The sequence below is a fragment of the Streptomyces sp. TOM-9 genome, assembly GCF_056858595.1.
In genome coordinates this window covers 5,633,757-5,652,948 of the sequence record NZ_JBXEQB010000001.1, presented here as the reverse complement: position 1 = coordinate 5,652,948, position 19,192 = coordinate 5,633,757, and the positions used below count along the sequence as shown (strand labels likewise).

General features: G+C 71.5%; 13 protein-coding genes. 2 read left to right on the top strand and 11 right to left on the bottom strand.

The window, feature by feature from the left end:
• Positions 1 to 16: 16 nt before the first annotated feature.
• The 4 genes from AC1VWI_RS26470 to AC1VWI_RS26455 all read right to left on the bottom strand — a co-directional run bounded on the left by AC1VWI_RS26470 (position 17) and on the right by AC1VWI_RS26455 (position 7,406).
• Positions 17 to 1,897: a serine/threonine protein kinase gene (locus AC1VWI_RS26470; protein ID WP_499513490.1), complete on the bottom strand. Its 1,881-nt coding sequence runs from the start codon at positions 1,895 to 1,897 to the stop codon at positions 17 to 19.
• 81 nt (positions 1,898 to 1,978) lie between these two features.
• A complete protein-coding gene (locus tag AC1VWI_RS26465; protein WP_499513489.1) occupies positions 1,979 to 3,841 on the bottom strand; it encodes a serine/threonine-protein kinase in 1,863 nt (620 codons plus the stop codon).
• A gap of 121 nt (positions 3,842 to 3,962) precedes the next feature.
• The gene (locus AC1VWI_RS26460) at positions 3,963 to 5,597 is read right to left on the bottom strand and encodes a serine/threonine-protein kinase (protein WP_499513488.1); all 1,635 of its coding nucleotides are present in this window, start codon (positions 5,595 to 5,597) and stop codon (positions 3,963 to 3,965) included.
• A gap of 102 nt (positions 5,598 to 5,699) precedes the next feature.
• Positions 5,700 to 7,406 (bottom strand): glycerol-3-phosphate dehydrogenase/oxidase, encoded by a 1,707-nt coding sequence (locus AC1VWI_RS26455; protein ID WP_499513487.1) that lies wholly within the window; start codon positions 7,404 to 7,406, stop codon positions 5,700 to 5,702.
• Between the two features lie 642 nt (positions 7,407 to 8,048).
• On the opposite strand from AC1VWI_RS26455, the gene AC1VWI_RS26450 reads away from it, so the two are divergent.
• The gene (locus tag AC1VWI_RS26450; protein ID WP_499513486.1) at positions 8,049 to 9,284 is read left to right on the top strand and encodes a nucleotide sugar dehydrogenase; all 1,236 of its coding nucleotides are present in this window, start codon (positions 8,049 to 8,051) and stop codon (positions 9,282 to 9,284) included.
• An 11-nt stretch (positions 9,285 to 9,295) separates the two neighbouring features.
• Here AC1VWI_RS26450 and manB read toward each other — a convergent pair whose 3' ends face one another.
• The 7 genes from manB to AC1VWI_RS26415 form a co-directional block, all read right to left on the bottom strand.
• Positions 9,296 to 10,387 carry a mannose-1-phosphate guanylyltransferase gene (gene manB / locus AC1VWI_RS26445; RefSeq protein WP_499513485.1) on the bottom strand — a complete coding sequence of 364 codons (1,092 nt, stop codon included), beginning with the start codon at positions 10,385 to 10,387 and terminating at the stop codon, positions 9,296 to 9,298.
• Entirely contained in the window at positions 10,384 to 10,935 is a 552-nt protein-coding gene (locus AC1VWI_RS26440; protein WP_499513484.1) for a GtrA family protein, read from the bottom strand. The genes manB and AC1VWI_RS26440 overlap by 4 nt, the downstream gene beginning before the upstream one ends.
• 139 nt (positions 10,936 to 11,074) lie before the next feature.
• Positions 11,075 to 11,794, bottom strand: a complete 720-nt coding sequence (locus tag AC1VWI_RS26435) for a polyprenol monophosphomannose synthase (RefSeq protein WP_499516917.1) — start codon at positions 11,792 to 11,794, stop codon at positions 11,075 to 11,077.
• A gap of 62 nt (positions 11,795 to 11,856) precedes the next feature.
• Positions 11,857 to 13,206, bottom strand: a complete 1,350-nt coding sequence (locus tag AC1VWI_RS26430; protein WP_499516916.1) for a UDP-glucose dehydrogenase family protein — start codon at positions 13,204 to 13,206, stop codon at positions 11,857 to 11,859.
• Positions 13,207 to 13,242: 36 nt separating this feature from the next.
• Entirely contained in the window at positions 13,243 to 15,009 is a 1,767-nt protein-coding gene (locus tag AC1VWI_RS26425) for an ArnT family glycosyltransferase (RefSeq protein WP_499513483.1), read from the bottom strand.
• Positions 15,006 to 16,025, bottom strand: a complete 1,020-nt coding sequence (locus AC1VWI_RS26420; RefSeq protein ID WP_499513482.1) for a glycoside hydrolase family 26 protein — start codon at positions 16,023 to 16,025, stop codon at positions 15,006 to 15,008. The genes AC1VWI_RS26425 and AC1VWI_RS26420 overlap by 4 nt, the downstream gene beginning before the upstream one ends.
• A 29-nt stretch (positions 16,026 to 16,054) precedes the next feature.
• Positions 16,055 to 17,668: a glycosyltransferase family 2 protein gene (locus tag AC1VWI_RS26415; RefSeq protein ID WP_499513481.1), complete on the bottom strand. Its 1,614-nt coding sequence runs from the start codon at positions 17,666 to 17,668 to the stop codon at positions 16,055 to 16,057.
• 292 nt (positions 17,669 to 17,960) lie between these two features.
• On the opposite strand from AC1VWI_RS26415, the gene AC1VWI_RS26410 reads away from it, so the two are divergent.
• Positions 17,961 to 19,031: a ricin-type beta-trefoil lectin domain protein gene (locus tag AC1VWI_RS26410; protein ID WP_499513480.1), complete on the top strand. Its 1,071-nt coding sequence runs from the start codon at positions 17,961 to 17,963 to the stop codon at positions 19,029 to 19,031.
• Positions 19,032 to 19,192 lie beyond the last annotated feature (161 nt).

Sequence of the window (19,192 nt, the reverse complement as noted above, 5' to 3'; positions counted from 1 at the left end):
GGTCCGGACGCCGCACTCAGGTGGTGCTGCGGTAGGTCTCCGCGGCCTTCTCGAAGTACCGCTTGACGTCGGCGCGCCGGCCGTCCGGCCCGATGACCAGGACGACGTGGTACCTGCCGTCGCGGATCATCACCAGGTTGCGCGCGAACAGCTGCCGCCCGGAGCCGTCGCTCCAGCTGAACTCCCCTTCGGCGGCGGTGATCCCGCCCATGTCGAGGCGGCGCAGGCCGGAGGCTGAGGACCAGCCGGAGGCGCGGAAGCCCGCCAGCTCCGGCTCGTCGTTCTGGTAGACGATCGGGTCGCCGCCCTTGTCGGCCACGGAGTCGCGGCCGGGTACGACGAGCAGCTGGTAGTCGCCGCCGGTGTAGCGGACCTGCCCGTCGGCGTTCTTCCCCGTGCGCTGCCAGCCGTTGGGGACGGCGAGGCTGAAGCCTGCCGGGTCGGTGCGCAGCCGGAAGTCGCCGCCGAGGCCCGTGGTGGCGGCGTCGTCCGCGGGGGCGGACCGCGTGGGCGGCGGGGCGCTCGTGGCGGGGGCCGTGCTCCGCGGGGCCTTGGTGCCCGACGGCTTGGTCGTCTGCGGCCGCTCGTCGCCGCCGGGCACCTGCGCGGGCAGGGTCCGCGTGGCGCCGGCCGCGCCCCGGTCGTCCGCGGCCCCGCCGCGCGGCATGAAGAGCACCGCGTACAGCACGGCGGCGACCATCAGGAGCAGCACCAGACCGACCAGGGTGACCCCGAGGCTGCGCGGGCCGCGTGCCGTCGCCTGCCGCCGCTCCTTGGTGCGCTTGTGGCGCCCGTGGGCAGGGTGGGCGGGTACGGGGTCGGCGGCGGCCTTGCGGCGCCGCACCAGTTCACCGCGGCGCCGCACGACCGGCAGCTTGTGCGGATCGTCGGCGGGCACGGGCACCGTGCTCAGCCCCACGTCCGGCTCGGGCGCGGACCGGACGAGCGAGCGCAGCCAGCCGCGCAGCTCCTCCGCGTCGGGCCGCTCCTCGGGGTCCTGGCGGAGCAGGGACTCCACGACGGGCCGCAGCGGGCCGCACTCCTCGGCGTACGCGGGCGGCTCGGCGATGACCAGCTGGACCAGTTCCGCCGTGCTCTCCTCCGGGAACGGCGGATGCCCCTGGACGCTGCGGAACAGCAGGGACCCCAGCGCCCACAGGTCGGCGGCCGGGCCGACCGGCGGGGCCAGCTGCCAGTTCTCGTGGACCTCGGTGGCCTGCTCCGGGGCCCACCGCTCGGTGACCGGGCCGACCACGGTGAGCCGGGCCTGCCGGGCGCGCTCCAGCTCCAGCGCGGAGTGCGGGCCGTCCCAGCTGCCGCCGGGCGCCTCACCGCCCCCGGCCATGGCGGGCACCGGCACCGGGTTGTACCCGCACAGCGCCTCCTGGGCGGCGCCCACGGCCAGGCCCGAGAGCATCGCCCGGCCGTCGTCGCAGACCAGCACGGTCCGGCCGGTGACGTTGCGGTGGACCCAGCCCTGCGTGTGCAGCACGCGCAGCGCGGTCAGCACGTCGGAGGCCACCTCGGCGGCGCGGTAGGGGCTGAGCCGCTTGTCGGCGAGGACCGCGGCCAGCGGGCGGGCGGCGACCAGTTCGCTCACTATCCACACGCTGCCGTCCTCGACGAAGATGTCGAAGACCTGCACCAGCCGGGGGTGATCGGGTATCGCGGCCGCGGCCCGCGCCGCCTCCAGGGCCCGGCGGGCGGTGTCCCCGCCGTCACCGTGCTGGGGCTCGGGCTCGGCGCTGACGACCTCGGGGAGCAGGACCTGGCGTATCAGCACCTCCTGGTTGCTGAAGGTGTCCCAGGCCCGGGTCTCCACCAGTTCGAACTCGTCGGCGGGCGGCCGCGGCAGGCGGTAGCGGTCGGCCAGTACGCGTCCCGCGTAGTCGTCCACGACGCCTCCCCAAAGCGTCAGATCCGATCCGTTCTGGATGCGGACAGTCCGCAATGACTCACGATACGTGCTCGAGCGGTGTCACTTGGCCGGTTTGAAGGTCTTGTAGAGCGCCTCACGCATCTCCGTGGTTTTCTTGCCGTTCCACCCGGCGTCCGGCGCGATGAAGAGGATGGCGTACCCGTGACCGTCGTCCACGACGAAGCCACGATTCACGGCGCGCATCTTGGTGCCGCCGGAGGTGTAGGTGAACTCCCAGTCGGCGGCGGTGCGGTAGCCGCGGTAGTCCACGTCCTTTATGGACACCCGCTGGTAACCGGGGAACCTGGCCGCGGTGCCCGACTCGTTCTGGCGCCAGGCGTCCGCCGCGCTCTTGCCCGGGGTGTGGGTCCAGTCGACCTGGACCCGGGGGCTGTGGCGGGCGTTGAAGATCCAGCCGTTGCCGGCCCGCTCCTTGTTCGCGGCCCAGCCGGCCGGCAGCGCTATCGAGAAGCCCTCGGAGTCGGTGTAGGTCGTCCAGCCGGCCGGGACGGCGGCGGCGCCGTCCTTCCCGCTGCCGGAGCCGTCGCCGGAGGAACCGGAGGAGGAACTGCCCGAACCCTTGCCGGAGTTGTCGTCGTTCCCCTTGTCGTCGCCCTTGCCGGAGTCGTCGCTGCCCTTGCCCTGGTCGTCGCCGCCCTTGCCGTCCTGGACGCCGTCGTCACCGGACTTGGGGCTGGTCGAAGCCGGCGGCTTGGCGGGGTTGCTGGAGCCCGCGTCGTCGTCGCCCTGGGCGACCCAGACACCGATGCCGGTCCCGAGCAGCGCGAGCGCCACCAGGATCGCCGCGAAGAGCAGTCCGCGGCGGCGGCGCTCGTCCAGCGACGCCAGGAACGGCACCCGAGGGGCGGCGGCCGGGGCGGGGACCGGTACCGGCGCGACCGGCGCGGACGCGGTCGCCGGGGTGACCGCGGTCGCCGGGGCGGTCTCGGGATCCGGCTTGGCCTTGGCGGCCCGCAGCGCCGCCTGGTCGGCGGCGGCGGCCCGGGTGGCCGGCGGCGCGTCGGTGGGCGTCGGCTGCGGGTCGGAGGGCGGCAGCGGCATGGTGCGCGTGGCCTCCGCGACCGGGACGTCCGGCGCGTGGGCGACGCCGGTGAGCAGCGGGCGCACACCCGCGTCGTCCAGCCGCAGCTCGGGGTCCTTGTTGAGCAGCCCCTGGATCGCGTCGGCCAGCGGGCCCGCGTTGCGCGGGGTGCGCAGCGGCTCGGTCATGACGGCGGTGAGCGTGGCGATGGCGGAGCCCTTGTCGTACGGCGGCCGGCCCTCGATCGAGGCGTACAGCAGGGCGCCCAGCGACCACAGGTCGGCCGGCGGGCCCGGCTTCTGGCCGCGGGCCCGCTCCGGCGAGATGTACGAGGGAGCGCCGACGAGCATGCCGGTGGAGGTGACCGACGGGTCGCCGTCGATCTGGGCGATGCCGAAGTCACTGAGCACGACGCGGCCGTCGTCGGCGATCAGGACGTTGGACGGCTTCACGTCGCGGTGGAGGATGCCCTCCTTGTGGGCGGCCCGCAGGACGTCCAGGACGGTCAGCCCGACCTCGGCGGCCCGCTTGGGCGTGAGCGGTCCGTCCTCGCGGATCGCGTCCGACAGCGAGCGGCCCTCGACCAGCTCCATGACGATCCAGGGCCGGCCGTCCTCCTCGACGACGTCGAAGACCGTCACGGCCCCGGTGTTGCGGATCCGGGCGGTCGCCTTGGCCTCGCGCAGGGTGCGGGTCACCAGGCGGCGCTTCTCGTCCTCGTCGATGTTGTGCGGGAAGCGCAGCTCCTTCACGGCGACCGTGCGACCGAGCGTCTCGTCGACGGCCCGCCAGACGGTACCCATGCCGCCCTTGCCGAGGACGGCGCCGAGACGGTAGCGGTCGGCGATGAGACGCTGGTCGGTGTCGTGCGCCTGGCCCATGAATTCCCTCTGCCGTCGCTGAAGATGAAGCTCCCTCATCGCCTGCTTTCGGCGACCGGGGGATGGAGACCTCCATCATCCCTGACTCGGGGCCGTGGTCCCACCCCGGCCCCGACGTGTGCTAGTCGTGGACGACGAGTCCGGCCACCGCGTTGTCGAAGACGGGCCGGAAATCACCCCATTGAGCCGTCGGCGCGGAGAGGTAGACGGCGAACTCGCGTTCACCGGGCTCCCCGAAGCCCAGGTCGATGGCGCGGAAGTCGCGGGCCTTGCCCTCGAAGCTGAACTCCCATATGGCCGCCGGGCGCTCGCGCCAGCGGGTGCTCTGCATGCGCAGCCGCTCGTACCCGTCCAGCTTGGGGATGGTCTGCTGTTCCTCTTCCTCGAAGTGCGCCAGCGGGTCGTTCGCCGCGTAGTCCAGCGTGCCGATCCGCATGCCGGCCAGACCGGTCGGGTCGATGTAGATGACCTGCTGGCCGTCGTCGCTGACCTTGCGGGTCCACCCGTCGGGCACCGGGACCGAGAACCCGCGGTCCGGTTCCTCCGCCAGGTGGTAGCCGGCCGGCACGGGCGACGGGCCCGGCACGGACGGTGAAGGTGAGGAGGGCGAGGAGGGCGAGGAGGGCGAGGACGAGGACGAGGTCGCCGAATGGCTCGGCCGCGCCGCGTCGCCCTGCGCGCCGCCGGAGCTGCCGAAGTGCTCGGCGGCGTAGAACCCGCCGCCGGCGAGGGCGGCGGCCAGCGCCACGGCCACCAGCGCCCGTACGCCGGTGCGGCGCCGGCGCTCCGGGGCGGGCGGCGGGACCGGGACCCCCGAGGGGACCGTGGGGGCGTGCGACGGCGCGGGCTGCGCGGCCGGTGCCGGGGGCCGGACGACGGCGGTCGGCGCGGTGTGCGACAGGGTGAGGCTCTCGCGCGGGACGCTGGCGGTCTCGGTCTCGGCGGCGCTCGCCCGCAGCATCCGCTCGGCCTCCGCCGCCGACAGACGCCGCTCCGGCTCCCGCACCAGCAACCCCGCGATGACCGGCCCCAACGACCCCGCCCGGCCCGCCACCGGCACCTCATCGGTGGCGATCGCGTACGCCGTCTCGATCGCCGTGTCCCGGCGGAACGGCGAACGCCCCTCCACCGCCTGGAACAACGTCGCCCCCAACGCCCACAGATCCGCCTCAGGACCCGGAGCACCACCGGTCAGCCGCTCCGGAGCCAGGAAGTCGATCGAACCGATCAGCTCACCCGTCCGCGTCAGCGTCGACGTTCCCGAGGCCTGCGCGATCCCGAAGTCCGTCAGCACCACCCGCCCCGACTCCGACAACAGCACGTTGCCCGGCTTCACATCCCGGTGCAGCACCCCCGCCGCATGCGCCGCACGCAACGCCGCCACCATCCCCCGGCCGATCCGGGCCGCCTCCCCCGGCGCCACCGGACCCCGCTCCTTCAGCAGATCACCCAAGGTCGTCGACGGCACGTACTCCATCACGATCGTCGGCAGACCCTCGTCGTCCACCACGTCGTGCACCACCACGACATTGGGATGACTGATCCGCGCCGCACTGCGCGCCTCCCGCCGGGTCCGCTCGAACAACGTCTCCAGCTCGTCGTCCTGCAGGTGCGGCTGGGGCTGGTGGAGGCGCTTGACCGCCACCGCACGGCCCAGCAGCTCGTCCTCGGCCCGCCAGACCGTGCCCATGCCGCCACGGCCTATCCGCTCGACCAGCCGGTATCTCCCGGCCACCAGGCGTCCGAGCTCGGACATCGCGCGCCCCTTCCTGGAACCTACGAGAAGGAACGATATCCGGCCGGGCCACGGGAACCGTCAAAGCCGTGGCCCACGCCTCACGCGGCGTACCGGCTGCGGCTACAGCGGGACGATGTCCGGGGCGCCCAGCCGGGCGGCGTCCGCGGTCTGGTCGTCGGGCTGGCGCTGGGACTCCCGCTCGGCCTCGACCCGCTTCTCGTAGTGCTCGACCTCCTTCTCCACCTGCTCCTTGTCCCAGCCCAGGACGGGGGCCATCAGCTCGGCGGCCTCACGGGCGCTGAGCGTGCCGCGGTCGAAGGTCTCGATGGAGATGCGGGTGCGCCGGGTGAGCACGTCGTCCAGGTGCCGCGCCCCCTCGTGCGATGCGGCGTAGACGACCTCGGCACGCAGGTAGTCGTCGGCCGCGCCCAGCGGGCGGCCCAGCGACGGGTCGTCCTCGATCAGCTGGAGCAGCTCCTCGCAGAGCGAGCCGTAGCGGTTGAGCAGGTGCTCGATCCGCGCCACGTGCAGGCCGGTGCGCGCCGCGATCCGGGCCCGCGCGTTCCACAGGGCGTGGTAGCCCTCCGCGCCGGCCAGCGGGACGTCCTCGGTGACGCACTCGGCGACCCGGTGCGCCAGGCCGTGCACGGCCGCGTCCACCGCGTCCTTGGCCATCACCCGGTACGTCGTGTACTTGCCGCCCGCGACCACCACCAGTCCCGGCACCGGGTGCGCCACGGTGTGCTCGCGCGACAGCTGGCTGGTGGCCTCCGACTCCCCGGCCAGCAGCGGCCGCAGGCCCGCGTACACGCCCTCCACGTCGTCCCGAGTCAGCGGCACGGCGAGCACGGAGTTGACGTGTTCCAGCAGGTAGTCGATGTCCGCGCTGGACGCGGCCGGGTGCGACTTGTCCAGGCTCCAGTCGGTGTCCGTGGTCCCGACGATCCAGTGCCGGCCCCACGGGATCACGAAGAGCACGCTCTTCTCGGTCCGCAGGATCAGCCCCGTCGAGGAGTGGATCCGGTCCTTCGGCACGACCAGGTGTATCCCCTTGGACGCCCGCACGTGGAACTGGCCGCGCTCCCCGATCAGCGCCTGCGTGTCGTCCGTCCACACCCCGGTGGCGTTCACGATCTGCCGGGCGCGCACCTCGTAGACGCCCCCGGCCTCCACGTCCTCCACCCGGGCGCCCACCACGCGCTCGCCCTCGCGCAGGAAGCCGATCACCCGGGCCCGGTTCGCGGCCAGCGCGCCGTACGCGGAGGCCGTCCTGACCAGCGTCATCGTGTACCGGGCGTCGTCCATCTGCGCGTCGTAGTACTGCAGCGCCCCGACCAGGGCCTCCTTCCGCAGGCACGGCGCCACCCGCAGCGCGTTCTTCCGGCTCAGGTGGCGGTGGTGCGGCAGACCGCGGCCGTGCCCGGAGGAAAACGCCATCGTGTCGTACAGCGTCACACCGGCGCCCGCGTAGAAGCGCTCCCACACCCGGTGCTGCAGCGGGTACAGGAACGGCACCGGCTTCACCAGGTGCGGCGCCAGGCGCTGGAGCAGCAGACCGCGCTCCTTGAGGGCCTCCCGGACGAGGGCGAAGTCCAGCATCTCCAGATAGCGCAGCCCGCCGTGGATCAGCTTGCTCGACCGGCTCGACGTCCCGGACGCCCAGTCGCGGGCCTCCACGATGCCGGTCGCCAGCCCGCGCGTCGCGGCGTCCAGCGCCGTCCCGGCGCCCACGACGCCCGCGCCCACCACGAGTACGTCGAGTTCCTGCTCCGCCATCCGGGCGAGCGCGGAGGAACGCTCCGCCGGTCCCAGTGTCGCCGTCAGCATCCTGGCCTCCCGTCGTGACGCGGGGTCGCGCCTCAGCGCATTCCCCGTCCCCACGATCGTTACCCGTGTCGTGGCCCCCGGCTACTTCGGGCTCCGCCGGTCCCCGGTTCGTCCGTGCGGGTGCGTTGCGCCTGCGGCGGGCATCCCCCACCCGCCCTCCCTCCCCCAGCCTTCGGCCGGGGGGACCCCCACAGCGCTCGCGGTTTGGCCCAACATCGTTCGGCGCCGGGTCCGCCGCTCGTCTCCCCCAGCCTTCGGCCGGGGGACCCCCATGGGCGCACTCCGCCACACCCCCTCCCGTTGTCGGGGCGCACGACGGCCGGTGGGGGGCCAGTGGGGCACCTACGGCAACCCCGGACCACAACGACCATGGGGTTGCGGGTCGGCCGCTCGCCGGAGGCTGGGGGCACCTCCCAGCGGTAGCTGGGGAAAGGCTGGTGCAACCCCACGACGGTGCCGCACCTGCCCGGAGCACACAGTGCCGCAGGCGTGGCCAAAGCCCCGGCGCGAGGAGAGGGGACCGGGCGGGGGCCGGACCGCGTGGCGTGCAGTCATATCAGCTACCTGTCTGGTTAGCCTGATTTCGCGCCATTTGGGTACCAGGACGTACCAGGACGCACCCCGCCGCCGGAGAGGACCCCCATGCCCGCAGACCTCGCAGTCATCGGACTCGGCCACGCCGGGCTGCCCCTCGCGCAGGCGGCCAGCGCCGCCGGGCTGGGGGTGATCGGGTACGACCCGGACGAGCACGTCGTCGAGGCGATCAACGCGGGCAACCGGGTGCCCTGCGGGGCGCTGGCCGCCGCCGACGTGCGGCGGATGCTTGCGGGCGGCTTCCGCGCGACCGCGGACACGGCCGCCCTGGGCCGGGTGCGGGCGGCCGTGCTGTGCGCGCCGACCCCGCTCGGGGAAGGCGGGGAACCGGACCTGACGGCGCTCGCGGAGGCCGCCCGCGCGCTGGCCGGACAGCTGCGGCCGCACAGCACGGTGGTCCTGGAGTCGCCGGTGTACCCGGGGACGACGGAGGACTTCCTGCGTCCGCTGCTGGAGGAGGGCTCCGGCCTGCGGGCCGGCCATGGCTTCCACCTGGCGTACGCCCCCGCGCGGCACCCCGGCACACCGAAGGTGATCGGCGGGCTCACCCCCGCCTGCACGGAGGCCGCGGCCGTCTTCTACGGCCGGTTCACCGAGCGGATCGTCCGGGCCCGGGGGGTGCGCGAGGCGGAGACCGTGCAGCTGCTGGAGACCAACTACCGGCACGTCAACATCGCCCTGGCGAACGAGATGGCCGTGTTCTGCCACGACATCGGCGTGGACGTCTGGGACGTCATCCGCTGCGCCGAGACCCGCCCCCACGGCTTCCAGGCCTTCCGCCCCGGCCCGGGGGTCGGCGGCCACACCATGCCGCTGGACCCCGGTCACCGGCCGTACCAGGGCCGGGTGGGCGGCCACCCGCTGCGCCTGGTCGAGTACGCGCAGGAGGTCAACGCCCGCATGCCGCGCTACGTGGTGCAGCGTGCCGCGGCCCTGCTGAACGAGCACGGCAAGTCGCTGCGCGGGGCGCGCGTGCTGCTGCTGGGCGTGACGTACAAGCCGGACCTGCCGGACCAGGAGCGCTCGCCGGCCGGCGAGATCGGCGCCCGGCTCGCCGAGCTGGGGGCGCAGCTGAGCTACCACGACCCGTACGCCCCGCAGTGGCGGGTGCTGGACCGCCCGGTCCCCCGCGCCGACTCCCTGTGGGAGGCCGCGGCGCACGCCGACCTGACGGTCCTGCTCCAGCACCACCGCACCTACGACATGCAGGGCCTGGCGGTGAAGGCCCAGCTGATGCTGGACACCCGCGGGGCCACCCCGGTCGGGGCGGCCGCGCGGCTGTGAGCCGCCGGGCCTCAGACCGAGGAGGTGGGCGCCGAGAGGCGGACCGCCCTCTCGGGGAGGCGGACGCCGCAGTCGACGCGCACGCCCGTCGGTAGCTCGTTGTGCGGGCCCACGTGGGCGTGGTCGCCCACCACCGCGCCGACGACGCTGGTGCGCTCGCCGACGACCGCCCTCCGCCCGACCACGGACCGCTGGACCAGCGCCCCCCGCCCGATGCTCGCCCCGGGCAGCACGACACTGCCCTCGACCACGGCACCGGCCTCCACGACGGCGCCCTCACACACCGCCGTGCCTCCCGTCAGCACCGCCATCGGGTCGACCCGCGCTCCCGGCAGGACCAGGGCCTCCCCCGTCGGACCCGGGAGCGCGGGCGAGGACACGTACCCGCGCACCAGGTCGGCCGACCCGGTGACGAAGGCCGACGGCGTGCCGAGGTCCAGCCAGTACGTCTCGTCGACGACGCCGCGCAGCAGGGCGCCGGCCGCCAGGAGGCCGGGGAAGGTCTCGCGCTCGACGGAGACCACCCGGTCCCCGGGGATGGAGTCGATGACGGACCGGGTGAACACGTAGCAGCCCGCGTTGATCTGGTCGGTGACGATCTCCTCCGGCCGCTCCGGCTTCTCCAGGAAGGTGGTGACCCTGCCCGTGCCGTCGGTGGGGACCAGCCCGTAGGCCCGGGGGTCCGTGACCCGGGTCAGGTGCAAGGTGACGTCGGCACCGGAGGCGCGGTGGCCGTCCCGGAGGCCGGCGATGTCGAGGCCGCTGAGGATGTCCCCGTTGAACACCAGGACCGGCTCGTCGGGACCGCAGGTCAGATGGCGGGCGGCGTTGCGGATCGCGCCCCCGGTGCCGAGTGGCTCGGTCTCGGTGACGTAGACCAGTTCCAGGCCCAGACCGGCGCCGTCGCCGTACTCCCGCTCGAACAGCTCCGCGAGGTAGGACGTCGCGAAGACGATCCGCGTCACCCCCGCGGCCGCGGCGCGGGCCAGCTGGTGGGTGAGCAGCGGCACCCCGGCGACGAGCAGCAGGGGCTTGGGGGTGAAGGTGCACAGCGGATGCAGCCGGGTGCCCTTGCCGCCGACGAGGAGAATCGCTTCGCTCATGTCTTCTCCCAGGAAACGTTCAGGAGGGGTTCGGAGGGCGGCGCCGCCGGCGGAGTGCGGTAGGCGGGCGCTCCACCGTGCTGGACGGGGGCGGTCGCCTCCGTGCCGTCGGCGGCGGTCTTGAAGACCCACGTCCGGTAGGACCAGAAGCGGAAGAGGGTGGCGACGCCGATACCGACGAACTTGAAGACGTTGTTGGCGAGCGTGCCGTCCCAGCCGAATCCGTACGTGGTCGTGTAGAGCACCGAGTTCTCGATCACCAGGCCGACCGCGCTGAAGAAGAGGAAGAGCCCGAGCTCCCTCTTCTGGCCGTCCTGGCCCCGGTCGCGGTCGCGGTACGTGAAGTACCGCAGGCCGAGGTAGTTGGTCAGGATCGCCACGACCGTCGCCAGGACGCTCGCCCGCACCGTCTGCCACTGGGCGACGTGCCTGATGAAGTTGAAGACCCCGAGATTGACCACGAATCCCGAGAGCCCCACCAGGCCGAACTTCGCGATCTCGCGGTACAGGTGCCCCAACCGCGAAGGAAGCGCGTGCCGTCCGCTCATGGTTCGTGTTCCCTTTCTCTGCCGCCGCCCCAGGGGCACGAGGAGGTGTTCTCCGGGCCTCCGCCCCCGCCACCGGCCGACCGGTCGGCACGTGCTGCGCCGCCCGGCCGGACCCGGTGGGCTCCGTCGGCGGGGACGCTCAGCCGCGGCGGTTGCGCAGCCGTAGCCGCAACGGGACCAGCGCCGACTCGATCTGCGTCCCGAGGGTCATCTTCGACACGCCCTCGGTGCGCTCCTCGAAGCGGATCGGGATCTCCACACCGTTGTGGCCCTTGCGCGTCGCCAGGAACTTCAGTTCCACTTGGAAGCTGTAGCCGGCGCTGTCGAGCGTCGCGAGATCGACGTCCCGCAGCGTGCTCGCCCGCCAGAGGTTGAAGCCCGCCGTGATGTCCCGGATCTTGGTGTCCAGGACCGTACGCGCGTAGCGGTTGGCGAAGCGCGAGAGCAACTGCCGGTGCTTCCCCCACTCCTCGTCCAGGGAGCCGCCGTCCACGTACCTGCTGCCCACCACGAAGCCGGCCCCCGTGGCGAGGGCCGTGCCCAGCATCTGCGGGATGACCTGTGCCGGATGGCTGCCGTCGGCGTCCATCTGCACGACGAACTGCGCCCCCTCGTCCAGCGCGGCCAGCATTCCGTCGGTGTAGGCCCTGCCGAGACCGTTCTTGGCGGTCCGGTGCAGTACGCTCATCCTTGGAACGACGCTGAACTGGTTGTACTTGTAGGCGAGTTCTTCGGCCAGCGCACCTGTGCCGTCGGGGCTGGAGTCGTCCACGACCTTCAGGTGCAGGCCGGGCAGCGGCAGCCCCATCACGAGGTCGGTGATGTGCGGCAGGTTCGCCGCCTCGTTGTACGTCGGCATGACGACCGTGACCGGTACGTCCCCCCAGGGCGCGGGGAACCGCGCCACCGTCTCCGGTTCGTTCACTGTCTCTTCTCCTCGATGCGGCTGGGCGGCGTGTGCGGCCTGCCCAGTGCGTGGAATGACCAGCCAGCGGCTGTCCAGCGCTTCTCATCGAGGGCCCCCCTGCCGTCGATGATCTGCGGGCGGGCGGCGCCGGAGGCCGTCGCGGCCGCCAGCTCCGCCGGGTCAAGATCCCGGAATTCCTGCCATTCGGTCAGGTGCAGTACGACGTCCGCGCCGCTCACCGCGTCCTGCGCGGACGCGGCGTATCCGAGCGAGCCGAACGCCTTGCGCGCGCTGTCCATGGCCTTCGGGTCGTACACGGCGACGTCCGCTCCCTCCGCGTGGAGCCGGGCGGCGACGTCCAGGGCCGGCGAATCGCGGATGTCGTCCGAGTCCGGCTTGAAGGCCGCTCCCAGCACGGCCATCCGGCGTCCGGCGAGCGATCCGCCGCACAGCTCACGGGCCAGGTCCACCACCCGTACCCGGCGCCGCAGGTTTATCGCGTCCACCTCACGCAGGAAGCCCAGCGACCCCCCGGTCCCGAGCTCCTCGGCCCGGGCCGCGAAGGCGCGGATGTCCTTGGGCAGACAACCGCCGCCGAAGCCGACACCGGCGCGCAGGAAACGGTGCCCGATGCGTTCGTCGTGGCCGATCGCACGTGCCAGCACCGAGACGTCCCCACCCGCGGCCTCGCAGACCTCGGCCATGGCGTTGATGAAGGAGATCTTCGTGGCGAGGAAGGCGTTGGCCGCGGTCTTCACCAGCTCGGCGGTCGGGAAGTCCGCCGTCACCACCGGCGTCCCGGCTTCGATGACCGGCGCGTACACCTCACGCAGCACGGACTCCGCCTCCGCGCTCTCCACACCCAGGACCAGCCGGTCCGGGCTGAGCGTGTCGCGCACGGCGAAGCCTTCCCTCAGGAACTCAGGGTTCCAGGCCAGCTCCGCTCCCGCCGGGAGCCGCCCGGCCAGTCGCCGCGCGGTCCCCACCGGCACCGTCGACTTCCCGACCACCAGCGCGCCGGCACCCAGATGCGGGGCGAGGGCGTCCACGGCCGCGTCCACGTAGCTGAGATCGGCCGCGCCGGAGTCGGTGTCCTTGCGCTGCGGAGTGCCGACGCACACGAAGTGCACCCGCCCGAAGGCGGCCGCCTCCTCGTACGACGTGGTGAACCGCAGCCGGCCGGAGGCGGTGTGCCTCGCCAGCAGTTCCTCGAGCCCGGGCTCGTGGAAGGGCACATGGCCCGCGCCGAGCGCGGCGACCTTGTCAGGGTCGACGTCGACACCGACGACCTCGTGGCCGAGCTCCGCCATGCAGGCGGCGTGGGTGGCACCGAGGTAGCCGGTGCCGATGACGGTGAGCCGCATGGTCAACGGCACCTCCTTGCAGGTGAAGCGGGCGGGCTACTGCTTGACGTAGACCCGGTAGGTACCGGCTGCGCCGGAGGCCGGGTAGGGCAGCTGGGCGATCAGGCGGTAGTGACCGCCGTCACGGATCGCCTGGGTGACGTCCTTGTCCGCCGCCTTGCCTGCGGGGCCGGCGGGCGTGTCCAGGACGATCAGGCTGTAGCGGCCCTTCCTGATGTCACTGGTGCTGCTGTCGCCGACCGTGGTCCACTGATCGGCAACGGTGATGGAACTCAGGCTGTACTGGGGCACCCCGTCCATGTCGGTCAGGTAGCGGCCCTTGTCGCTGACGTGGTCGCGCAGCACGCTGACCAGGCGACCCGAGTCGGGCCAGCTCTCGAAGCGGTGCGTCGACTGGGAGATGCCGAAGGCCAGCATCAGGACCCAGACCAGGATGCCCAGCTGCGGATGGCGGAAGTGGGCGCCGATCATACGGGTGACGCCGAGTCCGGCCAGCGGGGCGGCCAGCAGCAGGCCGAACGCGATGTGGCGGAACATCGCCGCCGACGTGTGCAACTGGGCCTGGAGCAGCGGCACGAGGACCGCCGTCGCGCACAGCGTCAGGCCGAGCGCGGCTCGCCGCAGCGGCGAGCCGGGGACGCTGTCCATGTCGACGGCCTCGTTCATGCGCTCACGCCGGACCCAGGCGATCGCCCCGCCACAGGCCAGCAGCACGAAGAGCCCGCTCCACTTGGCGGACGTGCTCAAGATGTCCAGCGCGCCCTCGCTGCCCTGGCCGCGCGAGAAGGTCGTACCGTCGATCGAAGTGAGCACACCGGCGACCAGGAGCAGGACAACGATTCCCACCCCCAGGAGGACGCCGCGCAGGATTCCCTTGGCGGGTCCCTTGTACGGCCACGCGGTGTGCACCGCCAGCAGCAGGACGGTCGGTAGCACCAGCACCGCCGCATGCTCCACGGCCGCCGCCAGCGCGGCCACCGGGGCCGCCGCGAGCACGACGGCCGCCGGGGCGCGGTCGGTGTAGACCACGATCCACGCGGCAAGTGCGACCAGCATCAACGCCAGCGCGTCAGGTGAGGCGTAGTAGCCCACGACGACCGTGGACTGCAGGACCGCGTACGTGCCGGCTGCACAGGCCGCCACCCGCTCGTTGAACATCCGCCGGGTCAGCGAGTACAACAGCGCGGTCGCGACCAGGGCGAACAGCAGGCTGAGCAGCCGGACCCCGACCAGACCGTGGAGCCGGTCGGCGGCGCCGGCGAGCACCGGGTACAGCGAGGGCGACCCGGGGACGCGGTCGACGAGGTCCGTCGTGACGGCGGCGCCGTGGAAGACGTGGTCGAACTCCTGACGGCCGACGACCAGGTTCACCGCTTCGTCGGGACTCGCGCCGTTGCTCAGCCGCAGCGAGAGCAGTGCCTGCATGACCAGCACGCCGAGCAGCAGGATCCGGCCGATCCAGCGGCGCCGACGGCTGGGCGCCGCGGACCAGCCGCTCTCGGGCGACTCGGGTATCTCGTACGAGGCCTTCCCGAGCGTCTGGGCGTCGACCCGCGGTTCGGGAAACTGCTGCTCGTACCGGTGGCTCTCGGTGCCCGGCACCACCTCCGGCGCGGGTGCGTCCGGAACATACACGGGAGCAGCCGTCGCGGTATGCCCGGACTGGTGGACATCGGACTGCGGCGGCCAGTACTGGACCTGCCGGAGGTCGGGGTCGGCGTACCGGTTGGGGTCGGTCTGCTCGGGGTCCCAGTTCGGTGGTGGGCTGGAACGGCTGAACCAGGAGTCAGTCTGTTCGCTCATTGCTGCTTCCTGATGTCGAAGCCGAAGAGGGACTTGGACGCACGCTTGCGGAACTCACCGAGGGCGAGCGGGCTGATCTCGATGCGCCAGTCGGCGCGCTTCGGGATGTTGAACCACACGAACCCCAGGACGTCGTCGTTCGCCTCGACGCCGTCGAAGAGGTCGTTGACGTCGGCCCGGCGGCGCTGTCCCTCCTCTGAAGCGGTCTCGGCGATGAAGAACGGCTTCTTGGTGAAGCTCCTGATCTGGTCCATCGTCGGGCCGTACAGGGTGTCGAAACTGGTCGCCCCGGTCATGGTGTAGTAGCCGATCATCCCGGCCCAGTCCACGTAGGCGTCGCCGGGGTAGAACGGCTTGAGCTTGACCTTGGGCATCGGGTTGATGATGTTCGGGGTCCAGACCCAGATCACGTTGGTCGCGCCCTCGTCCTCGAACACGTCGTGGACGTGCCGCCAGGCGCGTACGAAATCGGCGGGGGTCGCCTTGGTGCGGCCCCACGGGTACCAGTTGCCGTTCATCTCGTGGCCGAAGCTGATGGCCACGGGCAGGTTGAGGCGGACGATGTCCTGCGCCATGGTCTTGATGTACTCGTCCGAATCGCCGTCCGCGATGGACTTGAGCGAGGGCTTGAAGGGCTCCCAGGCGATGAAGGGCAGTGCGCCCGACTGGTAGATGTGACGTACACCGCTGGTGTCGAAGCCGTCACCGAAGGCGGTGTAGAACTCCAGCACATTGGGCTTCTTGCCGGTCTTCGCGGTGAACTTCTCGACCGCGTCGAGGGACCTGGGCACACCGTCCAGCGCGACCCCCAGGTACTTGCCGTCCGGCTTGAGCAGCGGGCTGACGTCGTAGGGCGTGACCGGCGCTGCCTGGTCGGCGCCCCCGGCGGCGCCCGGTCCGGCGGCCTTGTCGCCCTGCCCACCGGCGCTCCCCGTACCGCCGGTCAGACCGCAGCCGGTCATCAGCATCAGGCAGGCCGTGAGCAGGGCCAACAACGGCAGGGTGCGCCGGGACATCGCAGTGAAGTGGTGAGTGGACACAGGGATCAGATGGCTTCCCGGGAACGGGGCTGGACCAGGACGCGTCCGACCACCACGGCGTAGAACAGCCCGGAGGCGAGGACGAGGGCGAAGTCCAGCGGATTCATGGTGAGCATGCGCCAGGTGGCGGCACCCACCCAGACGACGGCCGTGCCACCGCTCCAGACGACCATTCCGGTCCAGAAGCGCCTGGTCTTGTTCTTCTTCGCCCCGCTCGATCCGGTCGGCTGCCACCCCATGCGGTTCCTGCGGAGGATGTCCCAGATGGCGAAGAGGTGCGCCCAGCCGTACATCATCCGGGCCGCCCACGCCTCCAGACGGTACGGATTGCGGTGCCAGAGCGGGAAGATCAGCGTGGTGTACAGCAGGCTGGGAATGATCAGGCCCATGTACTCGATCCGCAGCTTGCCCGGCATCGCCATCAGCAGCACGATCGGGATCAGCGGCGAGAGCAGGGTGAAGAGCGCGGTGTGGATGTAGTAGAAGAAGCCGGACATGTAGCACATCCGGGATTCCGGCCGCAGGTTGGCCTTCCAGAACTTCTTGCTGCCCAGCAGGCTCATCGAACCCGAACACCAGCGGTACTGCTGGTTGAAGAACGCGCCCGCCGTGTCCGGGCAGACACCCGTGGACAGGGCGACCGGGACGTAGCGCAGGTCCCAGCCGAGGCCACGCAGGTCGAAGCCGGTGTGGACGTCCTCGGAGTGCTCGATGAGCGTCGTACCGCCGTTGGTCTCCAGGGCGGCCCGCCGGTAGACGGCGCAGCTTCCGACGCAGATCGCGCCGTCATTGCTCTGCCGGGACACCTGGACGGAACGGTAGAAGAGTTCCTGCACCGCGCCCGCACCGCGCTCGATCCAGTTCTGGGAATCGAGGATCCGGAAGAACTGGGGGGACTGGACGATGCCCACGTCCGGGTCGTTCTCCATGTAGGGGAGAAGTTCCTCCAGGAGATCCTCACGGGGGGCGAAGTCGGCATCGAGGATGAGGATGTACTCGCCATCGGAGTTCTGGAAACCGAAGTGCAGATTGCCGGCCTTCTTGAACCAGCCGCGCTTGTGCCGGGTTCCGTAGACGAAGCCGAAATCCACCGCCATGGACGCGAGCTCCGGGCTCGCACCGTCGTCGAGGACGTAAGGCGTCACCACACCGGGATAGCGGTCGCGCAGCCGGGCAACGTGCGTCCAGGTGTTGTGCAGGACCTCGATCGGTTCACCGCACACGGGCAGGAACACGTCGACGGTCGGATAGCGCTCCGGCCGCCAGCCGCGCACCAGCGCACGGTGCGCCTTGAAGTCGAAATCCTTGGTGAAGCCGTTGACCTTCAGGGAAACCAGGTAATACACCACGGTGAACAGCAGGAACGGCATGTACAGCCACAGCCACGGGGAGGACCCCACCAGCGCGATCTGGCTCACTACCAGACAGCAGAAGCTGATGACGGAGAAACAGGTCAGCACCCACAGGTTCCGGCTGGTGTAGGAGTACTTCTCTTCGTTGTCGGGCGGCTGCGGCAGTAGGCCGCGCAGCGTGCGGACGGGCTGCCCGCGCTTCAACCTGCGATGCGAGGCATCCCTGCCTGCGCCCGCGGCCGTGTACTCGTTCGTAGTGGTGGTCATTAGGTTGTCCCCCCCAGGAAGACTCCTGAGTATCCTCAGCCAACGGATGAGGAGCATACGTGAACACTTTTGAGAGATCCTGAGTGCCTGGAGCGACAAAACGGCACGCTTCCGGCATGCAAACATGGCCGATACACGATCGTGACGAGTCGCCGGAGTGATGTACGTCTCAATGAATTCCTGGTTCCGCATATCGGCCTGCTCCGCCGCGCTCCTCCTGGTCACCGCCTGTGCAGGCCGGGGAGCCGTTCCCGCCCCGCGCCACACGACCGGTCCGGCCCTTTCGGATAGCGTGTGCACGTCAACTCAGGAGCCCTATCCGCAGCGCCTGGTGAAGGCCGACAAGTACAGCATCGAGCCGAACCGATGGAACGCCGCGAAGGGCACCCTCTGCCTGAAAGCCCCCGGAGACACCGGATTCACCGTTTCCGAGGCGCGAGGACTCGTCCCCAAGAACGCCAAGGCCCCACTGGCCTACCCCAACATCGCCACCGTGCCCGGCACCGCGGGACTCCCGGTGCCCGTCGCCGAACTGGGGGACGCGACCAGCGACTGGACCGCCCGGCCCGCCGCTTCGGGCTCGTACAACCTTGCGTACGACCTCTGGTACAGCCCGGACAAGGACAGCTGCGATCCCGCCGGGAGTGCAGAGCTGATGATCTGGCTCGACGCCACCGACAACGTCGCACCGGCCGGCAGCCGACTCCCCGGGACGGTGACGCTGGGTGACGCCTCCTACGGAGTCCACACCGCCCACGTCACCGGCGCCCATAGCGTGATCAGTTACGTCAGGACCGAGGCGACCCGCAGCGTGCGTGGGCTCGACCTGCGCCTGTTCACGGCGGACGCCCTCCAACGCGGTTTCGTCCCTGCCGAGTCGTACCTGTGCAAGGTCGCCGCGGGCTTCGAGATCTGGAGCGGCGGAGTGGGTCTGCGCACCTTCTCCTTCGCCTTCCACAACAGCACCGGCCTGCCGACCGGGATCGTGCGGTCCGGGGCGTCGGGAATCTGCCTGGCACGGAAGGACGGATCCGGTGCCGGCGACCCGGTCGTCACGGGGCCCTGCGGCGGCACCGCCGGCAAGACCGACTGGACGGTGGCCAATGACGGCACGCTCCGCACCGGCGGACGTTGCCTCCACGCAGACGGGGACCGTGCCGTGCTCGCCGACTGCGACGGAAGCCCTGCCCAGCGGTGGGCGGCAGGGACCGCGCGGAGCCTGCGCAGTACGAACGACGGCCGCTGCCTGGACACCGTGAACGGCTCACTCGCCGTCGGCGTACCGGTCGAACTGCGGCCCTGCCATCAGCACCCCGCACAGCATTGGCGGCTGCCCTACAACGGTCTGCCGTCACAACGATGACCTATCATCTCATCCGCACATCCTCCACACATGTGAGCGAGACCGGCGGGGGGCGATCCGTCGGGTCAGGGCGCGCCGACTTCCGATCAGAAAGACCGCCTGATGACTGCTGATGGAACCTGGATAAGACCCGAGGGATCCGGGGGGCGCTCCGCCACCAG